The sequence below is a fragment of the Streptomyces sp. NPDC039480 genome, from assembly GCF_055597165.1.
Window position 1 is genome coordinate 47,992 of sequence record NZ_JBVITX010000010.1, and the last position, 20,398, is coordinate 68,389.

The following is a 20,398-nucleotide window of genomic DNA, read 5'->3' on the forward strand; positions in this document are numbered from 1 at the left end:
CGGGCATTCCCTGGGCTTGTCTTGCTGTGTTCAATCGTCGTCGCCGTGCAGCCGCCGCCGGACCGACAGCAGCTCCACTTCGGGCCGGGCGGCGACGAGGCGTTCGCACCGGTCCAGTACGTCCGTGAGATGGGCCCAGTCGCCCGACACCACGGCGAGGCCGATCTCGGCCCGCCGGTGCAGATTCTGACCGCCGACCTCCGCCGCGCTCACCGCGTACTTGCGCTGGAGTTCGGCGACGATCGGACGGACGACGGAGCGTTTCTCCTTCAGCGAATGTACGTCGCCGAGGAGCAGATCGAAGGACAGAGTCCCCACATACATGTGTGTCCGGATGTCCCGCCGGTACGGGTTCGGCGCCCCGCCAACCACTTGGCAGGGACACAAGAACCGTACACGGAACGGCCGGGGCCGATCGACGGGATTTCCTCCCCTCGACCGGCCCCGGTTCGAGCTGTCGTGATCAGCCGCGCGGCTTCTCGCGCATCTCGTACGTCGCGATGACGTCGTCGACCTTGATGTCGTTGAAGTTGCCGAGGTTGATACCGCCCTCGAACCCTTCGCGGATCTCGGTGACGTCGTCCTTGAAGCGGCGCAGACCCTCGATGTTGAGGCTCTCCGCGATGACCTTGCCATCGCGCAGCAGGCGGGCCTTGGTGTTGCGCTTGACCTCGCCGGACCGGATGAGGACACCGGCGATGTTGCCGAGCTTGGACGAGCGGAAGACCTCGCGGATCTCCGCGGTGCCGAGCTCGACCTCCTCGTACTCCGGCTTGAGCATGCCCTTGAGGGCCGCCTCGATCTCCTCGATGGCCTGGTAGATCACCGAGTAGTAGCGGACGTCGACGCCCTCGCGCTCCGCCATCTGCGCGGCACGGCCGGCCGCGCGGACGTTGAAGCCGATGACGATGGCGTCGGAGCCCATCGCCAGGTCGATGTCGGACTCGGTGACCGCACCCACACCGCGGTGCAGGACGCGGATGTCGACCTCTTCGCCGACGTCGAGCTGGAGCAGCGAGGACTCGAGAGCCTCCACCGAACCGGACGCGTCGCCCTTGATGATGATGTTGAGGTCCTGGACCAGGCCCGCCTTGAGCACCTGGTCGAGGTCCTCGAGGGACACCCGGCGGGTGCGCTTGGCGAACGCGGCGTTGCGCTCACGGGCGGCACGCTTCTCGGCGATCTGACGGGCCGTACGGTCCTCGTCGACGACCAGGAAGTTGTCGCCCGCGCCCGGGACGTTGGTGAGACCGAGCACGAGGACGGGGGTCGACGGGGTCGCCTCCTCCACGTTCTCGCCCTTGTCGTCGAGCATCGCGCGGACTCGGCCGTACGCGTCACCGGCGACCATCGTGTCGCCGACGCGGAGGGTACCGCGCTGGACGAGGACGGTCGCGACGGCGCCGCGGCCCTTGTCGAGGTGGGCCTCGATCGCGATGCCCTGCGCGTCCTGCTCCGGGTTGGCCCGCAGGTCGAGCGAGGCGTCCGCGGTCAGGACCACGGCCTCGAGCAGCTGCTCGATGTTGAGGCCCTGGCGCGCGGAGATGTCGACGAACATGGTGTCGCCGCCGTACTCCTCGGCCACCAGACCGAACTCGGTGAGCTGACCGCGCACCTTGGTCGGGTCGGCACCCTCGACGTCGATCTTGTTGACCGCGACCACGATCGGCACGTCGGCCGCCTTGGCGTGGTTCAGCGCCTCGATCGTCTGCGGCATCACACCGTCGTTCGCCGCGACCACGAGGATCGCGATGTCGGTGGACTTCGCACCACGGGCACGCATGGCGGTGAACGCCTCGTGACCGGGGGTGTCGATGAAGGTGATGGCGCGCTCTTCGCCGTTCACCTCGGTCGCGACCTGGTAGGCACCGATGTGCTGGGTGATGCCACCGGCCTCGCCCGCGACGACGTTCGTCTTGCGGATGGCGTCGAGGAGGCGGGTCTTGCCGTGGTCGACGTGACCCATGACGGTGACGACCGGCGGACGGGAGACGAGCATCTCCTCGCCGCCCTCGTCCTCGCCGAACTCGATGGAGAACGACTCCAGGAGCTCGCGGTCCTCCTCCTCCGGGCTGACGATCTCCAGGACGAAGTTCATCTCGTCCGCGAGGAGCTTCAGCGTCTCGTCGGAGACGGACTGCGTGGCGGTGACCATCTCGCCGAGGTTCATCATCACGCCGACGAGCGACGCCGGGTTGGCGTTGATCTTCTCGGCGAAGTCGGTCAGCGAGGCACCGCGCGACAGGCGGACGATCTGTCCGTTGCCGCGAGGCAGCATGACGCCGCCCACCGACGGGGCCTGCATGGCCTCGTACTCCTGGCGCCTCTGCCGCTTCGACTTGCGGCCACGACGGGCGGGCCCGCCGGGACGGCCGAACGCACCCTGCGTGCCACCACGGGCACCGGGACCACCGGGACGACCGCCGAAGCCGGGACGACCGCCGAAGCCGCCGCCACCACCGGGACGACCGGCACCGCCGCCACCCGGACCACCGGGACGACCGGCGAAGCCGCCGCCGCCACCGGGACCGGCCGGACGGCCCGCGAAGCCGCCGCCACCGGGACGACCGCCGCCGCCCGGACGACCGCCGCCACCGGGACCACGACCGCCGCCGGGGCCACCGCCGGGACGCGGGCCGGCAGCGGGACGCTGCGGCATCATGCCCGGGTTCGGACGGTTACCCGCGGGACCGCCGCCGGGGGCGCCGCCGGGACGCGGAGCCTGCGGACGGGGCATGCCGCCCGGAGTCGGACGGGCACCGCCCTGACCCTGCGGACGGGGAGCGCCACCGGGGCCGCCCTGGCCCTGCGGGCGCGGGGCGCCACCGGGGCCACCCTGGCCGCCGCCGGGACGCGGGGCGCCGCCGGGACGGGGCGCCTGCGGGCGCGCCATGCCGGTGGAGCCGCCGGAGGTGAAGGGGTTGTTGCCCGGACGGGGACCCGCGGGACGGGCACCGCCGGGACGCGGGGCACCGCCCTGGCCGCCGGGACGCGGGGCGCCCTGACGGTCACCGCGGTCGCCGCGCTCATTGCGGTCGCCACGGCCCTGACCCTGACCCTGGCCCTGACCGGGGGCCGGACGGCCACCGGGCTTCGGGGCACCCGGGCGGGCGGCCGGACGGGGGTTCTGCGGGGCCGCGGGGGCGGCCGGAGCAGCCGGGGCGGCCGGCGGAGCGGTGAACTCCGGGGCGGCCGGAGCCGGCGAGGCCGGCGCGGGCTTGGGGGCCGGCGGCTTCGGGCCCGGCGTCGGGCGCGGGCCCGGGGTCGCCGGCGAAGCAGCGGGCTTCTCGGCCGCGGCGGGCTTGGGCGCCGGCGGCTTGGGCGCGGCCGGACCCGGACGGGCGGCCTGCGCGGGAGAGGGGGTCGCCGGGCCCGAGGGGGCCGGCGGCTTGGGGGCGGCCTGCTTGCGCGGCGCGCCGGGCTTGGCGGCGGACTTGCCGTTGCCGCCGCCCTGCTGGAATGCGTCAGTCAGTTTGCGTACCACGGGCGCCTCGATCGTCGAGGACGCCGAACGTACGAATTCACCGAGTTCTGTGAGCTTGGCCATGACGACCTTGCTCTCTACCCCGAACTCCTTGGCGAGTTCGTATACCCGGACCTTAGCCACTTCGCTCCTTTTAGGTCCGGGTTACGCCGGACCGTCGCTACTTCATGGGCGTACTCATCGCGTGCTCATCGAGTGCTCATCGCAATCTCGACCTACTTCCAACTCGCGGAATACCAAGGCCGCACGGGGTTCCGTGCGACCACGTCTTACGGTGTTGCCTGGTCGGCAACTGCCTCGACAGCCCGGCGCAAGGCCTCCGTGTCGAGCGGTCCCTGGGCTCGAAAGGCCCTCGGGAGCGCCCGGCGGCGGACCGCCAGGTCCAGACAGACCAGGGCGGGGTGTACATACGCACCCCGGCCGGGCAGCGTACCGCGAGGATCGGGGGCGCAGACGCCCTCTTTCGCCACGATGCGCAGCAGATCGCTCTTGGCCGCTCGCTCCCGGCACCCCACACAGGTGCGCTCAGGGCGTGCGCGGGCATGCGTCCGGCCAGACACGCTTAAGTCTACCTCCCCGCACCGACCTCACCCCTTCGGGGCAAGAATCGAACGGCTACTCGCCACATACTGTCGTGATCGAAGCGGTCGCCGCCCGGAATTTATTCCCGTGACGACTTCCGCCGCTGGTCCGCTACCGGTCGTCCCGGTCGTCGGGCTGCTCCGTGTCCGGCCTGATGTCGATGCGCCAGCCCGTGAGGCGGGCGGCCAGGCGGGCGTTCTGCCCCTCCTTGCCGATGGCGAGCGACAGCTGGTAGTCCGGCACGGTCACCCGGGCCGAGCGGGCGCCGAGGTCGACGACCTCGACCTTGCTGACGCGGGCCGGGGAGAGCGCGTGGGCGACCATCTCCGCCGGGTCGTCGGACCAGTCGACGATGTCGATCTTCTCGCCGTTGAGCTCGCCCATCACATTGCGCACGCGGCTGCCCATGGGGCCGATGCAGGCGCCCTTGGCGTTGAGCCCCGAGCGCGTCGAGCGGACCGCGATCTTGGTGCGGTGGCCGGCCTCGCGGGCGATGGCTGTGATCTCGACGGAACCGTCGGCGATCTCCGGGACCTCCAGCGCGAAGAGCTTCTTCACCAGGTTCGGGTGGGTGCGCGACAGCGTCACGGACGGGCCGCGGACGCCCTTGGCCACCCGGACGACGTAGCTCCGCAGGCGCATCCCGTGGGGGTACTCCTCGCCGGGCACCTGCTCCTGCACCGGCAGGATGGCCTCCAGCTTGCCGATGTCGACCAGCACGTTCTTCGGGTCGCGGCCCTGCTGGACGACACCGGTGACGATGTCGCCCTCCCGGCCCGCGTACTCACCGAGGGTCACGTCGTCCTGGGCGTCGCGCAGGCGCTGCAGGATGACCTGCTTCGCCGTGGTCGCGGCGATGCGGCCGAAGTCGGACGGGGTGTCGTCGAACTCCTTGGCCTCCTGGCCCTCTTCGAGGTCCGCCGGGTCCTCCGTCGCCCACACCGTCACGTGGCCGGTCTCGCGGTCCAGCTTCACCCGTGCGCGCCGGAAACTGCCCTCGGTGCGGTGGTAGGCGATGAGGAGGGCCGACTCGATGGCCTCGACGAGAAGGTCGAAGGAGATCTCCTTCTCCCGGACCAGACCCCGCAGGGCACTCATGTCGATGTCCACGGCTACGCCTCCTCTTCCTTCTTGTCCTTGCGGTTGAACTCGACCTGTACACGCGCCTTGTCGATCTCGTCGAAGGCGATCCTGCGCGACGTGGGCTTGCGGCCCTTCACGCCGGGCACTTCGAGGTCGAGGCCCTCGTCGTCCACGGTGAGGATGCGGGCGGTCAGCTCGCCGCCCTCGGTCAGCTGGAACTTCACCAGGCGGTCCACGGCGCGCACATAGTGACGGTGCTCGGTCAGAGCCCGCTCGGCGCCGGGGGAACCGACCTCCAGGTCGTACTCCCCCTCGCCCATGGCGTCGCTCTCGTCGAGCTGCGCGGAGAGCAGACGGCTCACTTCCGCGATCTGGTCCAGGTCCACGCCGTCCTCGGAGTCGATGACGACTCTCAGCACCCGCTTGCGTCCGACGGAGGCCACTTCGATCTCTTCGAGATCCAGGTCCTGCGAGGTGACGAGCGGTTCCAGTAGTTGCCGCAGCCTCTCGCTCTGGGTGGTGCTCATCCGGGTGACTCCTCGGCCGCGTGTGCTGTTGTGGGTGCGTTGCAAGTCTGCGTGTCAGGTCAAAGGGTATCCGGTCCCGAGGGGTGTTGCGGCCCACGGAGCGGACGATGCGCCGCTCCGTCCCGAGCCGCTCGCGGGCGCGGAGCCGGTCCGAAGGTACGGTGATCACACAGTCCGTGCCCGTCGCTCCGCCCGCTGTTCCCTTCCTGTTCCCTTCTCTTCCCCTCTCGCTCGCGCCTTTTGGCCTTCCTTCCGAGGACGTCTGCCGTGCCGTCGTATCTCACCGCCCCGCGGTCCCGCCCGGGCCCGCGCCGAAGGAGTCTGCTCACCGGGGCCGCAGGCGTCGCTTCCGCGGCGCTGCTCGCGGGCTGCACGGACTCCACAGGCTCCGACACCGAAGAGGACTCGTCCGCCGCCCGGCGGCTGCGTGCCGCGGCCGCCAAGGACAGCAGGGAGCTCCTCGGGCGGTACGACGCCGTGCTCGCGGCGCATCCCTCGCTCGCCGGGCGGCTCGCGCCGCTGCGGTCCGAGGTGAAGCAGCACGCCGACGCCTTCACGGCCGGCCGTGCGCCGTCCGCCACGCCCTCCGCGGCCGCGTCGCCGTCCGTGTCCCCGTCGCCGTCCGCCCCCGCGGGTCCTTCGCCGTCCGTGCCCTCCGACCCCGAGGACGCCGTACGCGCGCTCGCCAAGGCCGAGCGCGAGCTGGCCGACCGCCGGGGCGACGCGCTGCTCGACGCCCCGGCCGAGGAGGGCAGGCTGCTCGCCTCGGTGGCGGCAGCCGGCGCGGCCCACGCATATCTGCTGACCGAGCCGGAGGGCGACAAGTGAGCGACGCGAAGGACCCGAAGGCGGGGTCGAAGGACGAGGAGCTGAAGGCCCTTCAGGCCGCTCTCGGCGCCGAGCACGCGGCGGTGTACGGCTACGGAGTCGTCGGCGGCCGGATCGGCGACAAGCGCAGACCCGAGGCGCGCACCGCGTACGACGCGCACCGCGCCCGACGCGACGAGCTCCAGCGCGCGGTCCGCGACCTGGGCGGCGAGCCGCAGTCCGCGGACGCGGCGTACTCGCTGCCGTTCCCGGTGCCGGACTCCGCTGCGGCCGCCCGGCTCGCCACGGAGCTGGAGGACCGGGTCGCGGGCATCTACTCCGATCTCGTACGCGCCTCGACGGGCACCCGGCGCGGCACCGCGGCCCGTGCGCTGCGGGAGGCGGCGGTCCGTGCGGCACGGTGGCGGGCCGGGAGCGTAGCCTTCCCTGGGCTCGCCGAGCGGTCGACACCGTCGTCCGCACCGGCGACTCCCAAGGCGTAACGCGTTCAGGAAGGGAACAACTCGCGCATGGCTTTCGAACCGCCGCAGCGCCTCGTCACCGCTCTCGGCGAGACGGCGCAGGACGGCGACGACTGGCTGGCGAAGCTGCCCGAGGCAGTGGACAAGGCCGTCGCTCTACGCGAGTCGACCGTCGAGCGGACGCACCTTCCCGGTGGCCGCAGCAGCCTCGTGCTGCTGGTGCGGCGGGCCGACGGCACACCCGCCGTGCTGAAGCTCGTGCCGCCCCGGTCCAGGCCGGAGAGCGAGCGGGCCGCGCTCGCCCACTGGGGCGGACTCGGCGCCGCGCGGCTGCTCGACCCGGAGCTCTCGGACGGGGCGCTGCTCATGGAGCGGCTGCACCGTGACGTGTCCGTGCGGTCGCTGCCCGAGGCGAAGGCGCTCCTCGAAGCCGCGGGGACGCTGCGGCGGCTGTGGGTGGAGCCGCCCGCCGGGCACCGCTTCGAGACCGTCGCCGAGCGGACGGGGCGGCAGGCCGACGCGATGCGCGCCTCCGCGGCCGCCGACGCGGACGTGGCGCCGCTGGTCGACGCGGCGCTCGCGGCCCGCGACGAGCTGCTCGCCGGGGAGTCCGGGGGTGTGGCGCCGCGGCTGCTGCACGGCACCTTCCGGCAGAGCAAGGTGCTCGCCGGGGACCGGCTGCCGTGGCTTGCGGTGGGCCCCGACCCGGTGGTCGGCGACCCGGCCTTCGATCTGGCGCGGCTCGTCCGTGACCGGGTGGAGGACCTGATCGCGTCGCCGTCGGGCGCCTCGATCACGCGGCGGCGCGTGAAGAAGCTCGCCGAGTCCCTGGAGGTCGACCAGGAGCGGCTGCGGGGCTGGACGCTGTTCCGGGCGGTGGAGTCCGGGGTGCGGGCGCTGCGGGTGGGGCGGCCGCAGGATGCGGAGCTGTTGCTGGAGTTCGCGGGCTGGCTGTAGCGGTAGCGGTACGCGAAAGGGCGCACCCCGGTCGGGGTGCGCCCTTTCGTCTGTCGTCAGGCCGTCAGGCGGGCGATCGCCTCGTCGACCGTGAGCTCCTCGCGCTCGCCCGTGCGGCGGTCCTTGAGCTCGAGGACGCCGTCGGCGGATCGGCGGCCCGCGACCAGGATCTTCGGTACGCCCATCAGCTCGGAGTCGGTGAACTTCACGCCCGGCGAGACGCCGGGCCGGTCGTCGACCAGGACCCGGACACCGGCCGCGGCCAGCTTGTCGGAGACCTCGAGGGCCAGCTCGGTCTGGAGCGCCTTGCCGGCGGCGACGACGTGGACGTCGGCCGGGGCGATCTCCTCCGGCCAGATCAGGCCCTTGTCGTCGGCGTGCTGCTCGGCGAGGGCGGCGACGGCGCGCGAGACGCCGATGCCGTACGAGCCCATGGTCACGCGGACCGGCTTGCCGTTCTGGCCGAGGACGTCGAGCTGGAAGGCGTCGGCGTACTTGCGGCCGAGCTGGAAGATGTGGCCGATCTCGATGGCACGGTCCAGCTTGAGGCCGGTGCCGCAGTTCGGGCACGGGTCGCCCTCCTGGACGACCACGACGTCGACGTACGCGTCGACCTCGAAGTCGCGGCCCGCGACGACGTTCTTGGTGTGCACGCCGTCCTTGTTGGCGCCGGTGATCCAGGCGGTGCCGGGGGCCACGCGCGGGTCGGCGACGTACTGGACCTTCTCCAGGCCCTGCGGGCCGACGTAACCGCGTACGAGATCGGCGCGGTCCGCGAAGTCCTCGGCCGTCACGAGCTCCACCGCGGCGGGGGCGAAGTGGGCCTCGACCTTGTCCATGTCGACCTCGCGGTCGCCGGGGACGCCGACGGCGACGATCTCGCCGTCGACCTTCACGAGGAGGTTCTTGAGAGTGGCCGACGCCGGGACGCCGAGGTGCGCGGCGAGCGTCTCGATGGTCGGGGTGTCGGGGGTGGGGATGTCCTCGGCGGCGGGCACGTCGGCCGCGTCGACCGGCCGCAGGGCGAAGGAGACGGCCTCGGTGTTGGCCGCGTAGTCGCAGTTCGGGCAGTCGGCGAAGGTGTCCTCGCCGGCCGCGGCCGGGGCGAGGAACTCCTCGGACTTCGAGCCGCCCATGGCGCCGGCGGTGGCGGCGCAGATGCGGTAGTCGAGGCCGAGGCGCTCGAAGATCTTCTGGTACGCGGCGCGGTGCAGGGCGTACGACTGGGCGAGGCCCTCGTCCTCCAGGTCGAAGGAGTAGGAGTCCTTCATGAGGAACTCGCGGCCGCGCAGGATGCCGGCGCGGGGGCGGGCCTCGTCGCGGTACTTGGTCTGGATCTGGTAGAGGATCACCGGCAGGTCCTTGTAGGACGTGCACTGGTCCTTGACCAGGAGGGTGAAGATCTCCTCGTGGGTGGGGCCGAGGAGGTAGTCGCCGCCCTTGCGGTCGTTGAGCCGGAACAGCTCCGCGCCGTACTCGGTCCAGCGGCCCGTCGCCTCGTACGGCTCCTTGGGCAGGAGGGCGGGGAGCGAGACCTCCTGGCCGCCCATGGCGTCCATCTCCTCGCGGACGACGCGCTCCACGTTGGCGAGGACCTTCTTGCCCAGCGGCAGCCAGGACCAGACGCCGGCGGCGGTACGGCGCACGTAACCGGCGCGGACGAGGAGTTTGTGGCTCAGCACCTCGGCGTCCGCGGGGTCGTCGCGCAGGGTCTTCGCCATCAAACGGGACATGCGCTGGACCTGGGCCATGGAGAACTCCTGCTGCGTACCTGCTGCGTAAGGGTGGTGTGCAGGAGGTTAGCCGGGCGCCGGGCGCGGGCGGAAATCGGTTACGGCTCAGACCCGTTTCGGCAGGGGCAGCGGGGCGCCCATCACGGCGTACGGCATGGGGGCGCTGGGGAACAGGACACGGCGGGCCAGATCGGTGTAGCCGAGGGACCGGTACAGGCCGCGGGCGGGGCTCTCCACGTCGATCGCGGAGAGGATCGAGCGGGGCTCGGGGACGCCTTCGGTGATGGTGGTGATGAGCGCGCGCCCGATGCCGCGGTTCTGGTGGCCCGGGTGCACGTGCAGCTCGGTGATGACGAAGGAGTCGTCCAGCCAGCCGTCCAGTTCCTGGCTGCGCAGATACGGCTCGACGACCGTCGACCACCAGTGGCCCCGGCTGTTGGGCATGCCGTAGACGAAGCCGACGAGCCGGTCGTCGGGGGTGGTCGCGCCGAACGCGCGGGCGCGGGGATACGTGAGGTGCCGCAGGACGATCTGGCGCCGCACGGCCACCTCGTCCTCGCTCAGTCCGAAGGCGTGGGCCTGCACGTCCAGCGCGTCGTCCACGCGCGCGGCGAGGTCGATCGGAGCGATCACGACATCGTCTGTCATGGGGCGACCCTACTTTGCGGGGTCCTGTTCAGAACAGGACGCTCATGCCGGATCGCGTGGACGCTGAAGTCAGAACAGGACAGTCAGAACAGGACGCTCATGAACGATCCGACCTCGCGGAAGCCCACCCTGCGGTACGCCGACCTGGCGGCGGTGTTGAAGTCGTTCACGTAGAGGCTGGCGACGGGGGCGATGTCCGCGAGGGCGTAGCGCAGGACGGCCGCCATGCCGGGGGCGGCGAGGCCGCGGCCGCGGTACTCGGGGGCCACCCAGACGCCCTGGATCTGGCAGGCCTTCGCCGTGGCGGCGCCGATCTCCGCCTTGAAGACGACCTTGCCGTCCCGGTCGAGGCGGGCGAACGAACGGCCCGAGCCGACCAGTTCGGCGACCCGGGCCTGATAGAGGAGCCCGCCGTCGCCCGCCATCGGCGAGACCCCGACCTCCTCGGTGAACATGGCGATGCACGCCGGCATGATCGTGTCCATCTCGTCCTTACGGACACGACGGACGTACGGATCGGGGACGACGTCGTCCGGGAGCCGGTCGGTGACCATCAGGGGCTGCTGGGCGCGGACCTCGCGGGCGGGACCCCAGGACGGCTCCAGGAGCCGCCACAGCTGGGCCGTCGAGGCGGCGGGGCCGACGATGGACGAGCAGCGGCGGCCGGCCCTGCGGGCGCGGTCGGCGAAGCCTCGGACGGCTCGCGGGGTCGCGCAGATGGGGACGAGGTTGGCGCCCGCGTAGCAGAGGGACTCCAGCATGCCGTGCTCGTACCAGCCCCACATCTCGCCGCCGAGGCGCCAGGGGTCGAGGCCTGCCACCTGGACGCGAGCGGTCACGAAGGCGTTCGCGACGGGCTCGCGGTCGAGCACGGCGAGCGCGGCGTCGAGGTCACTCGGTTCGAGGACCCGGGTAGTGGTCTGAGTCAACACGTGCGGGGGCCTCACCATACGGTCTGCTGATCTCCGCACTGTACCTGGCGGGGGCGCCTTGTGCGGGGGGTGGCTTTTGTCCCCACGATTTCCCGGGCACGGGTGGCTGCCCCCGGGTGGCGCGGGCATCTTTTCGCCGCTGCGCGGCGGGGAGGGCGGCTCGTGGCGGCTCCCGGGGGCCGGCACCTGTTCGCCGCTGCACGGCGGGGAGGGGGCGACTCTCGCCGCTTCACGGCTGGGGCCGTACCGCGGCTATCCCCCGGTGCGAGGCAGGCGCCTTCTCGCTCGCCGCTTCGCGACCCGGGTCAGCCCTCCGCTTCCCGCCCCGGTGCCCCAGTGGGGGGCGCCTTTCGCCGCTTCGCGGCCCGGGCCGTCCCTCCGCTTCCCGCCCCCGGTGCCCCGGTGGGGGGGGCGCCTTTCGCCGCTTCGTGACCCGGGCCGTCCCTCGGCCTCCCCCCCCCGGTGGGGGGAGCGCCTTTTCGCCGCTTCGCGGCGGGGTCTGCCCACCCACCCACCCGTTTGCCCCGCACCGTTCCGTTGCTGTAGGGGCTGGGGAAGAGGGCGGGCGGGTGGGGAAACCGCCGCGCAGCGGCGGGCCGGAGGTGGGCGGTGCTGGGTGCTGGGCATACCGGCGCGCAGCGGCGGGCCCGAGCGGGGCGGCGCCGGGGGCCCCACTTACCGGCGCGCATGGGGGAAAGGGCGGGTGGGTGGGGGAACCGCCGCGCAGCGGCGGGCCGGGGCTGGACGGTGCCGGGTACGGGGCATACCGGCGCGCAGCGACGGGCCGGGGCTGCGCGGTGCCGGGTGCTGGGGTGGCGGGCCGGGGCTGGTGGGGCCGGGTGCCCCGTATGCCTGCGTGGGGTGGCGTACCGGGGTCCATGGGGTCGGCACTGGCGGCCGGGGGCCGGTGTGGCGGCGGGCAGTGTGCTGGTGGCAGCGGGACGAGGCCGGTGGGGGGCCGCCATGCCGGTTTGGGCTTGGGGCGTGGGGGGGGCTATGCGTGTGCCCCGGCGCTTCGGGAGCGGCGGGGCACAGGGAGCGGTGGAGAGGCGAAGGTCAGCCTGCGATGGCTACCGTCGGCTCGCCGGAGGCCACCCCGTCCTTCTCCATCTGCTCCGCAATCTTCATCGCCTCATCGATGAGGGTCTCCACGATCTTCGACTCGGGAACGGTCTTGATGACCTCGCCCTTGACGAAGATCTGGCCCTTGCCGTTACCGGAGGCGACGCCGAGGTCGGCCTCACGGGCCTCACCCGGCCCGTTCACCACACAGCCCATGACCGCGACGCGGAGCGGCACCTCCATGCCCTCCAGGCCCGCGGTGACCTCTTCGGCGAGCTTGTAGACGTCGACCTGGGCGCGGCCGCAGGACGGGCAGGACACGATCTCCAGGCGGCGCTGGCGCAGGTTCAGCGATTCGAGGATCTGGATGCCGACCTTGATCTCCTCCGCCGGCGGCGCCGACAGGGAGACGCGGATCGTGTCGCCGATGCCCTCCGAAAGCAGCGCGCCGAAGGCGACCGCCGACTTGATCGTGCCCTGGAAGGCGGGGCCCGCCTCGGTCACCCCGAGGTGGAGGGGGTAGTCGCACTGGGCGGCGAGCTGGCGGTAGGCGTTGACCATGACCACCGGGTCGTTGTGCTTGACCGAGATCTTGATGTCGCGGAAGTCGTGCTCCTCGAAGAGTGACGCCTCCCACAGCGCCGACTCGACGAGCGCCTCGGGCGTCGCCTTGCCGTACTTCTTCAGCAGCCGCGCGTCCAGCGAGCCCGCGTTCACACCGATGCGGATCGGCGTGCCCGCGTCCTTGGCGGCCCGCGCGATCTCCTTGACCTTGTCGTCGAACTGCTTGATGTTGCCCGGGTTGACGCGGACCGCCGCGCAGCCGGCGTCGATCGCCGCGAAGACGTACTTCGGCTGGAAGTGGATGTCGGCGATCACCGGGATCTGCGACTTGCGCGCGATCGTGGCGAGCGCGTCCGCGTCGTCCTGCGTGGGGCAGGCGACGCGCACGATCTGGCAGCCGGATGCGGTCAGTTCGGCGATCTGCTGCAGCGTGGCGCCGATGTCCGAGGTACGCGTCGTCGTCATGGACTGCACCGAGACCGGGGCGTCGCCGCCCACGGCCACCGTGCCGACCTGGATCTTCCGGCTCACCCTTCGGTCGGCGAGCTTGGTCGGAACGGACGGGATTCCGAGCGATACGGCAGTCATCTGGCGAGCATCCCCAAGAGTGTGGATCACAAGGCGTGGGTCACAAGGTGTGGATCACAAGGTGTGACCGGGTCCCGGCATCGACGGGCTCCGGGCTTCGAGATTACGGCACCCTGCCGGGCCCGAGCACATCCCGTCCGGAAGTCCACCCAATGGTGGGCGGCCCGACACATTAGGTGCCGGGCCGCCGCAAACTTCTCGTAATCAGGAAATTCTCACCGGATTCACCACGTCCGCGATGAGGACCAGGATCGTGAAGCAGATGAAGATCCCCGCCACCACGTAGGCGACCGGCATCAGCTTGGCGACGTCGAACGGGCCCGGGTCGGGACGGCGCATGACCTTCGCCGCGTTGCGGCGCAGGGCCTCCCACAGGGCTCCGGCGATGTGCCCGCCGTCGAGCGGGAGCAGCGGCAGCATGTTGAACAGGAACAGGGAGAGGTTGAAGCCCGCGATGAGGAACAGCATCATCGCGATCTGGTTCTCCGGCGGGATGTCCAGCGTGAACACGTCGCCGCCCACCCGGGCCGCGCCGACCACGCCCATCGGGGAGTCCTGCTTGCGCTCGGCGTCACCGAACGCCGCGTTCCACAGGTCGGGGACCTTGGACGGCAGGGCGATGATCGACTCGACGCCGCTCTCCATCATGTCGCCCATGCGGTCGACGGAGTCGCCGAAGGACTGCTGCACGATGCCGGTGGCGGGGGTGAAGCCGAGGAAGCCCGCGTAGACGTACTTGCCCTCCACGTAGGCACCGTCGCCGTCGGTCTTGGTGACCTGGTTCTTGATCAGGTTCGCGTGCAGGTCGATCCGCTTGCCGTCGCGCTCGACCGTGAGGGTGGCCGGGCCGATGGTCTCGCGGATCTTCGACTGGAGCGCGGACCACTCGTCGACGGACTGGCCCTGGAACGCGACGATCTTGTCGCCCGGCTTCAGGCCCGCCGCCTTGGCGGGCGCGGCCTTGTCGCCCTTCTCGCACTTGGCGCGGTTCTCGCTCTGCTGGATGACGCAGTCGGAGACCTTGCCGACCTGGGTCGTCTGGCTGCTGATGCCGAACGTCATCATCACGCCGAGGAAGATCGCCACGGCGAGGATGAGGTTCATGAAGGGACCGGCGAACATCACGATCACGCGCTTCCACGGCTTGCGCGTGTAGAAGAGGCGGGTCTCGTCGCCGGGCTTGAGCTCCTCGAAGGCCGCCGAGCGGGCGTCCTCGATCATGCCGCGCCAAGGGGACGTCGACCGTGCCTCTATGCGGCCGTCGGCGCCCGGCGGGAACATGCCGATCATGCGGATGTAGCCGCCGAGGGGGATGGCCTTGATGCCGTACTCGGTGTCGCCCCTCTTGCGCGAGAAGAGGGTCGGGCCGAAGCCGACCATGTACTGCGGCACGCGGATGCCGAACATCTTGGCGGTCGACAGGTGCCCCAGCTCGTGCCAGGCGATCGAGAAGAGCAGCCCGATCACGAAGACGACTATCCCGAGGATCATCATCAAGGTCGTCATGCACGAGCCTCCGCGGTCGTCTTTGCTGCCAGTTCGCGTGCCCGAGCACGCGCCCAGGTCTCCGCCTCGAGGACGTCGGAGACGGTCAGGGAGGTTCCCGACGCACCGGTGACGGGGGCGCCGTGTTCCTCCACGACCCTCGTCACGGTCTCCATGATGCCGTTGAAGGGCAGGGCGCCCCTCAGGAACGCGTCCACGCACTCCTCGTTGGCGGCATTGAACACCGCCGGGGCCGTGCCCGCGAGCTCCCCGACGTGCCGGGCGAGGCCGACCGACGGGAAGGCGTCGTTGTCGAGGGGGAAGAACTCCCAGCTCGACGCCTTGGTCCAGTCGAATGCGGGCGCCGCGTCCGGCACTCGTTCGGGCCAGCCGATGCCGATGGCGATCGGGCCCCGCATGTCGGGCGGGGTGGCCTGGGCGAGGGTCGAGCCGTCGGTGAACTCCACCATGGAGTGCACGTACGACTGCGGGTGCACGACGACCTCGATGCGGTCGAAGGGGATGTCGTAGAGGAGGTGCGCCTCGATGACCTCCAGGCCCTTGTTGACCAGCGTCGCGGAGTTCACCGTGATCACCGGGCCCATGGCCCAGGTGGGGTGCGCCAGCGCGTCCTCGGGGGTGACGTGCGCGAGATCGGCCTTCGTACGTCCCCGGAAGGGGCCTCCGGAGGCGGTGACGACGAGTTTGCGTACGTCCGCGCGCGTGCCCGCGGCCAGCGCCTGGAAGAGGGCCGCGTGCTCGGAGTCGACCGGGATGATCTGGCCGGGCTTGGCGATCGCCTTCACCAGGGGGCCGCCGACGATGAGGGATTCCTTGTTGGCGAGCGCCAGGGTGCGGCCCGCTTCGAGGGCGGCGAGCGTCGGGGCGAGGCCGATGGAGCCGGTGATGCCGTTGAGGACCGTGTGGCAGTCGGAGGCGGCGAGCTGGGTGGCCGCGTCGGGTCCGGCCAGGATCTCGGGGAGCGGCTCCCCCTCCGCGTACTGCCCCCGGAGGGCTTCCCGCAGCGCCGGTACGGCGTCCTCGCGGGCGACCGCGACGGTCCGCACCCGCAGCTGCCGGGCCTGCTCGGCGAGGAGGCCGACACGGCCGCCGGCGGCGGAGAGCGCCGTGACGCGGAAGCGGTCGGGGTTGCGCAGGACGAGGTCGATGGCCTGGGTGCCGATCGAGCCCGTGGAGCCGAGGATCACGATGTCCCGCGGTCCTGCCCCGTCCGCGCTGGAGACGGGGTCGAAGACGAGATGCGGGTCGGCGAGGGGGGATGGGCTGTCGCTCATCCCCCTATTGTGTCCGCAACCCGCTCCCCGCCCGACAGGGCGTGCCCGGTTGGCGCGGATGTGGCACGGCCGGCCGCCGCCCGCCGGGCGCCGATCGGTGCACGTTCGGGGCGGGACGCGCGACGGACGGCGGGTGACCCCGCGCGCCGCGACCTGGGCGGGCAGGCCGCCACGCCGTACGCCGCCCCGGCGCGGGCCGAGGATCTGTCCGGCCTGCCGCCCGCCCACATCGCCACCGCCGAGCTCGACCCGAACCGCGACGAGGACATCGCCTACGCGCTGCGCCTGCTGCGGGCGGGCGTCTCCGTCGAGTTGCACCAGTGGCCCGGTACCTTCCACGGCTCGCAGGCGATCCTCTCCGCCGACGTGTCGCAGCGGCAGGTCGCCGAACTCGGCGCGGCCCTGCGCCGCGCCCTGGCCGGGTGAGCCCCGCCGCGATCACCCCTCCTTGATCACCCTCCGGACGTCCGGCCGGGGGGTGTCCGGCAGCTTGGTGTCCGCGATCCAAGGACCGTCGCCGGACGGGTCGACCACGCCGTGTTCGAGCCAGGTGTACGTCCCCGAGAGGACGCCCTTGACCACCTTGCGGTCCAGGTCGTCGGTGTTGGTCCACAGCCGGTCGAAGAGTTCGTCGGCCCGGATGCGGGCCTGGCGGCAGAAGACGTCGGCCAGTTGGTACGCCTCGCGGCCGTGGTCCTCGGTGGTGCGCAGGAGCTCGGCGCGGACACAGGCCGCGCTCATCGCGAAGAGTTCCGCCCCGATGTCGACGACGCGGCCGAGGAAGCCCTGCTTGGTCTCCATCTTCCCCTGCCAGCGGGACATGGCATAGAAGGTGGAGCGGGCCAGTTTGCGGGCGCCGCGCTCGACGTAGCGCAGATGGCCGGAGAGGTCGGCGTGGCCCGCCGGGTGGAACTCCGCGTACGAGCGCGGGAGCTGTCCGGGCCCCGTGACCAGCTTCGGCAGCCAGCGGGCGTAGAAGCCGCCCGCCCGCGCGCCCGCCTTCGCCTTGTCCGACAGGGTCTTCTCGGGGTCGATGAGGTCGCCCGCCACCTTCAGGTGGGCGTCGACGGCCTCGCGGGCGATCAGCAGGTGCATGATCTCGGTGGAGCCCTCGAAGATGCGGTTGATGCGCAGGTCGCGCAGGATCTGCTCGGCGGGGACGGCGCGCTCGCCGCGGGCCGCGAGGGACTCCGCGGTCTCGAAGCCGCGGCCGCCGCGGATCTGGACGAGCTCGTCGGCCATCAGCCAGGCCATCTCGGAGCCGTACAGCTTGGCGAGGGCCGCCTCGATGCGGATGTCGTTGCGGTCCTCGTCGGCCATCTGCGAGGAGAGGTCCAGGACTGCTTCCAGCGCGAACGTCGTCGCCGCGATGAAGGAGATCTTCGAGCCGACCGCCTCGTGGAACGCCACGGGCTTGCCCCACTGCTCCCGCGCGGCCGACCACTCGCGGGCGATCTTCAGGCACCACTTCCCCGCGCCGACGCACATCGCGGGCAGCGAGAGCCGGCCGGTGTTGAGGGTGGTGAGGGCGATCTTCAGGCCCGCGCCCTCCTGGCCGATGCGGTTGGCGGCCGGGACACGGACCTGGTGGAAGCGGGTCACGCCGTTCTCCAGGCCGCGCAGGCCCATGAACGCGTTGCGGTTCTCGACGGTGACGCCCTCGGACGCCGCCTCGACGACGAACGCCGTGATGCCGCCCTTGTGCCCCTCCGACTTCGGCACCCGCGCCATGACGACGAGCAGGTCGGCGACGACGCCGTTGGTGGTCCACAGCTTCACGCCGTCGAGGATGTAGTCGTCGCCGTCGGGCACCGCCAGGGTCGCGAGCCGCGCCGGGTCGGAGCCGACGTCCGGCTCGGTGAGCAGGAACGCGGTGATGTCGGTGCGGGCGCACCGCGGCAGGAAGGCGTCCTTCTGCTCCTGCGTGCCGAAGATCTTCAGGGGCTGCGGCACGCCGATCGACTGGTGCGCCGAGAGCAGCGCGCCGATCGCGGGGCTCGCGGAGCCGGCCAGGGCCAGGGCCTTGTTGTAGTAGACCTGCGTGAGGCCGAGCCCGCCGTACTTCGTGTCGATCTTCATGCCGAGCGCGCCGAGCTCCTTGAGGCCGTTGAGCACCTCGTCGGGGATCTTCGCCTCGCGCTCGATGCGGGCCGGGTCGACCTTCGTCTCGCAGAAGTCGCGCAGCTTGGCCAGGAACTCCTCGCCGCGCTGCGCGTCCTCGTCGGGCGGCATGGGGTGCGGGTGGATCAGGTCGAGCCGGAAGCGGCCGAGGAAGAGTTCCTTGGCGAAACTGGGCTTGCGCCAGTCCTGCTCACGGGCGGCCTCGGCGACCTGCCGGGCCTCGCGTTCACTCACTGACGGTTTGGGGGTTGGTGCGGACATGAGGAGCTCACCTCGCCGCGAAGCGGGGCAGCCGGGCCGCTCGGCCCGGTCCTGCCCGGTCGGTTACTGACTGGTGCTACTGGATCGTCGGTACCCATCGTTGGTACCCGATTCATCACGGCCCCACCAGTCCTCGCGCGTCGTTCGGCGCATACCGTCGCGTACGAGAACGGCCGGAGCCCCCGCACAGTGGGCTCCGGCCGTCGTCCTTTGCGGGACGTGGTCCTACAGGGCGAGGCCCGTCAGGACCATGACGCGCTCGTAGGTGTAGTCGTCCATCGCGAAGCGGACGCCCTCGCGGCCCACGCCGGACTGCTTGACGCCGCCGTACGGCATCTGGTCGGCGCGGTAGGACGGGGCGTCGCCGATGACGACGCCGCCGACCTCGAGGGCGCGGTGGGCGCGGAAGGCGGTCTGCAGGTCGTGCGTGAAGACGCCCGCCTGAAGGCCGTACTTGGAGTCGTTCACGGCGGCGAACGCCTCCTCCTCGCCGTTCACCTTCCGGAGCGTGAGGACCGGGCCGAAGACCTCCTCGCAGGCGATCGTGACGTCGGCCGGTACGTCGGCGAGCACGGTCGGCGCGTAGGAGGCGCCGTCGCGCTTGCCGCCGGTGAGCACCTTGGCGCCCGCCTTCGCCGCCTCGTCGACCCAGGACTCCACGCGCTTGGCGGCGTCCTCGTTGACCAGCGGGCCGACCTCGGTGGCCGGGTCGGACGGGTCGCCGGTGACCTGGGCCTCGACGGCCTTGAGCACGCGCGGCACCAGCCGGTCGTACACGGACGCGTCCGCGATGACCCGCTGCACGGAGATGCAGGACTGGCCGCCCTGGTAGTTGGAGAACGTCGCGATGCGCGAGGCGGCCCAGTCGAGGTCCTCGTCGGAGGAGTAGTCGGCGAGGACGACGGCCGCGCCGTTGCCGCCCAGCTCCAGGGTGCAGTGCTTGCGCGGCACCGAGTCCATGATCGCGTAGCCGACCTTGTCGGAGCCCGTGAAGGAGATCACCGGCAGCCGCTCGTCCTGGACGAGGGCGGGCATCTTGTCGTTGGCGACCGGCAGGACCGACCAGGAGCCGGCGGGCAGCTCGGTCTCGGCGAGCAGCTCGCCGAGGATCAGGCCGGAGAGCGGCGTCGCGGGGGCGGGCTTCAGGATGATCGGCGCGCCGACGGCGATGGCCGGGGCGATCTTGTGCGCGCAGAGGTTCAGCGGGAAGTTGAACGGCGCGATGCCGAGGACGACGCCCTTGGGGAAGCGGCGGGTGAGCGCGAGGCGGCCCTGGCCGCCGGCGTCGGTGTCCAGGCGCTGGGCCTCGCCGCCGTTGAAGCGGCGGGCCTCCTCCGCGGCGAACCGGAAGACGGAGACCGCGCGGCCGACCTCGCCGCGGGCCCACTTGATGGGCTTGCCGTTCTCGCCGGAGATCAGCTGGGCGATCTCCTCGGTGCGCTCGACGAGCCTGCGGCTCACGTGGTCGAGGGCGGCGGCGCGGACGTGGGCCGGGGTCGCGGCGAACTCGTCGCGCACGGCGTACGCGGCGGCGACGGCCTCCTCGACCTGGGCGTCGGTCGGGACGGCGGCCTTGCCGACGAGCCGTCCGTCCCAGGGCGAGGTGACGTCGAGGGTGGTCTCGCCGGTGGTCTGGCGACCGGCGAGCCAGAAGGCGTGGATGGAAGTCATGTCGATTCCCGGCCCTTCCGCGGTGGTGTGTCTGGGGGTACGTCCCTCACCGTAGGGGCAGGGGAACGCGCTGACGTTTGTCCGGCGCGGAGTACTGGCCTGGGGGCCTGCACCGG

At 71.7% G+C, this 20,398-nt stretch carries 16 protein-coding genes and 1 pseudogene; 4 read left to right on the forward strand and 13 right to left on the reverse strand.

All coding sequences use genetic code 11. The annotated features are described in order from the left end of the window. Positions 1-30 precede the first annotated feature (30 nt). The 5 genes from ACZ56E_RS28370 to rimP all read right to left on the reverse strand — a co-directional run bounded on the left by ACZ56E_RS28370 (position 31) and on the right by rimP (position 5,676). Positions 31-324 carry a DUF503 domain-containing protein gene (locus ACZ56E_RS28370; RefSeq protein WP_398308555.1) on the reverse strand — a complete coding sequence of 98 codons (294 nt, stop codon included), beginning with the start codon at positions 322-324 and terminating at the stop codon, positions 31-33. Positions 325-463: 139 nt separating this feature from the next. Continuing rightward, the gene (infB, locus tag ACZ56E_RS28375; protein ID WP_471218462.1) at positions 464-3,607 is read right to left on the reverse strand and encodes a translation initiation factor IF-2; all 3,144 of its coding nucleotides are present in this window, start codon (positions 3,605-3,607) and stop codon (positions 464-466) included. 146 nt (positions 3,608-3,753) lie between these two features. Beyond that, positions 3,754-4,044, reverse strand: a complete 291-nt coding sequence (locus tag ACZ56E_RS28380) for a YlxR family protein (protein ID WP_471218464.1) — start codon at positions 4,042-4,044, stop codon at positions 3,754-3,756. A gap of 133 nt (positions 4,045-4,177) precedes the next feature. Continuing rightward, the gene (gene nusA, locus ACZ56E_RS28385; protein WP_471218466.1) at positions 4,178-5,176 is read right to left on the reverse strand and encodes a transcription termination factor NusA; all 999 of its coding nucleotides are present in this window, start codon (positions 5,174-5,176) and stop codon (positions 4,178-4,180) included. A gap of 2 nt (positions 5,177-5,178) precedes the next feature. Beyond that, positions 5,179-5,676 (reverse strand): ribosome maturation factor RimP, encoded by a 498-nt coding sequence (rimP, locus tag ACZ56E_RS28390; RefSeq protein ID WP_471218468.1) that lies wholly within the window; start codon positions 5,674-5,676, stop codon positions 5,179-5,181. A 267-nt stretch (positions 5,677-5,943) separates the two neighbouring features. On the opposite strand from rimP, the gene ACZ56E_RS28395 reads away from it, so the two are divergent. From ACZ56E_RS28395 to ACZ56E_RS28405, 3 genes are read left to right on the forward strand one after another with little or no spacing between them, the layout of a single operon-like run. Then, entirely contained in the window at positions 5,944-6,504 is a 561-nt protein-coding gene (locus ACZ56E_RS28395; protein ID WP_471218470.1) for a hypothetical protein, read from the forward strand. After that, positions 6,501-6,986, forward strand: coding sequence for a ferritin-like domain-containing protein (locus ACZ56E_RS28400; protein ID WP_471218472.1), 486 nt, complete (start codon positions 6,501-6,503; stop codon positions 6,984-6,986). The genes ACZ56E_RS28395 and ACZ56E_RS28400 overlap by 4 nt, the downstream gene beginning before the upstream one ends. Before the next feature lie 27 nt (positions 6,987-7,013). Continuing rightward, entirely contained in the window at positions 7,014-7,922 is a 909-nt protein-coding gene (locus ACZ56E_RS28405) for an aminoglycoside phosphotransferase family protein (RefSeq protein WP_471218473.1), read from the forward strand. Positions 7,923-7,978: 56 nt separating this feature from the next. Here ACZ56E_RS28405 and ACZ56E_RS28410 read toward each other — a convergent pair whose 3' ends face one another. The 6 genes from ACZ56E_RS28410 to dxr form a co-directional block, all read right to left on the reverse strand. Then, positions 7,979-9,673: a proline--tRNA ligase gene (locus ACZ56E_RS28410; RefSeq protein ID WP_471218475.1), complete on the reverse strand. Its 1,695-nt coding sequence runs from the start codon at positions 9,671-9,673 to the stop codon at positions 7,979-7,981. Between the two features lie 87 nt (positions 9,674-9,760). Continuing rightward, entirely contained in the window at positions 9,761-10,303 is a 543-nt protein-coding gene (locus ACZ56E_RS28415) for a GNAT family N-acetyltransferase (protein ID WP_471218476.1), read from the reverse strand. Positions 10,304-10,386: 83 nt separating this feature from the next. After that, positions 10,387-11,235 carry a GNAT family N-acetyltransferase gene (locus ACZ56E_RS28420; protein ID WP_471218478.1) on the reverse strand — a complete coding sequence of 283 codons (849 nt, stop codon included), beginning with the start codon at positions 11,233-11,235 and terminating at the stop codon, positions 10,387-10,389. 1,056 nt (positions 11,236-12,291) lie between these two features. Next, positions 12,292-13,449: a flavodoxin-dependent (E)-4-hydroxy-3-methylbut-2-enyl-diphosphate synthase gene (ispG, locus tag ACZ56E_RS28425; protein WP_468611380.1), complete on the reverse strand. Its 1,158-nt coding sequence runs from the start codon at positions 13,447-13,449 to the stop codon at positions 12,292-12,294. Between the two features lie 204 nt (positions 13,450-13,653). Then, positions 13,654-14,955 carry a M50 family metallopeptidase gene (locus ACZ56E_RS28430; protein ID WP_471218480.1) on the reverse strand — a complete coding sequence of 434 codons (1,302 nt, stop codon included), beginning with the start codon at positions 14,953-14,955 and terminating at the stop codon, positions 13,654-13,656. Next, positions 14,952-16,229: a 1-deoxy-D-xylulose-5-phosphate reductoisomerase gene (gene dxr, locus ACZ56E_RS28435; protein ID WP_468611382.1), complete on the reverse strand. Its 1,278-nt coding sequence runs from the start codon at positions 16,227-16,229 to the stop codon at positions 14,952-14,954. Before dxr ends, ACZ56E_RS28430 begins: the two co-directional genes overlap by 4 nt. Positions 16,230-16,382: 153 nt before the next feature. On the opposite strand from dxr, the pseudogene ACZ56E_RS28440 reads away from it, so the two are divergent. Beyond that, a pseudogene (locus tag ACZ56E_RS28440) lies at positions 16,383-16,655 on the forward strand (alpha/beta hydrolase fold domain-containing protein); the annotation flags it as partial. Positions 16,656-16,667: 12 nt separating this feature from the next. Here ACZ56E_RS28440 and ACZ56E_RS28445 read toward each other — a convergent pair. Both ACZ56E_RS28445 and ACZ56E_RS28450 read right to left on the reverse strand, forming a co-directional pair. Continuing rightward, positions 16,668-18,611 carry an acyl-CoA dehydrogenase family protein gene (locus tag ACZ56E_RS28445; protein WP_471218483.1) on the reverse strand — a complete coding sequence of 648 codons (1,944 nt, stop codon included), beginning with the start codon at positions 18,609-18,611 and terminating at the stop codon, positions 16,668-16,670. 225 nt (positions 18,612-18,836) lie between these two features. Next, positions 18,837-20,282, reverse strand: coding sequence for an aldehyde dehydrogenase family protein (locus tag ACZ56E_RS28450; protein WP_471218484.1), 1,446 nt, complete (start codon positions 20,280-20,282; stop codon positions 18,837-18,839). Between the last annotated feature and the right edge of the window lie 116 nt (positions 20,283-20,398).

Coding starts and splice junctions, on each gene's coding strand:
- dxr (WP_468611382.1), bottom strand. CDS start 16,229: ATGAGCGACAGCCCATCCCCCCTCGCCGACCCGCATCTCGTCTTCGAC.
- ispG (WP_468611380.1), bottom strand. CDS start 13,449: ATGACTGCCGTATCGCTCGGAATCCCGTCCGTTCCGACCAAGCTCGCC.
- rimP (WP_471218468.1), bottom strand. CDS start 5,676: ATGAGCACCACCCAGAGCGAGAGGCTGCGGCAACTACTGGAACCGCTC.
- ACZ56E_RS28370 (WP_398308555.1), bottom strand. CDS start 324: ATGTATGTGGGGACTCTGTCCTTCGATCTGCTCCTCGGCGACGTACAT.
- ACZ56E_RS28445 (WP_471218483.1), bottom strand. CDS start 18,611: ATGTCCGCACCAACCCCCAAACCGTCAGTGAGTGAACGCGAGGCCCGG.
- ACZ56E_RS28415 (WP_471218476.1), bottom strand. CDS start 10,303: ATGACAGACGATGTCGTGATCGCTCCGATCGACCTCGCCGCGCGCGTG.
- ACZ56E_RS28450 (WP_471218484.1), bottom strand. CDS start 20,282: ATGACTTCCATCCACGCCTTCTGGCTCGCCGGTCGCCAGACCACCGGC.
- ACZ56E_RS28405 (WP_471218473.1), top strand. CDS start 7,014: ATGGCTTTCGAACCGCCGCAGCGCCTCGTCACCGCTCTCGGCGAGACG.
- ACZ56E_RS28430 (WP_471218480.1), bottom strand. CDS start 14,955: ATGACGACCTTGATGATGATCCTCGGGATAGTCGTCTTCGTGATCGGG.
- ACZ56E_RS28410 (WP_471218475.1), bottom strand. CDS start 9,673: ATGGCCCAGGTCCAGCGCATGTCCCGTTTGATGGCGAAGACCCTGCGC.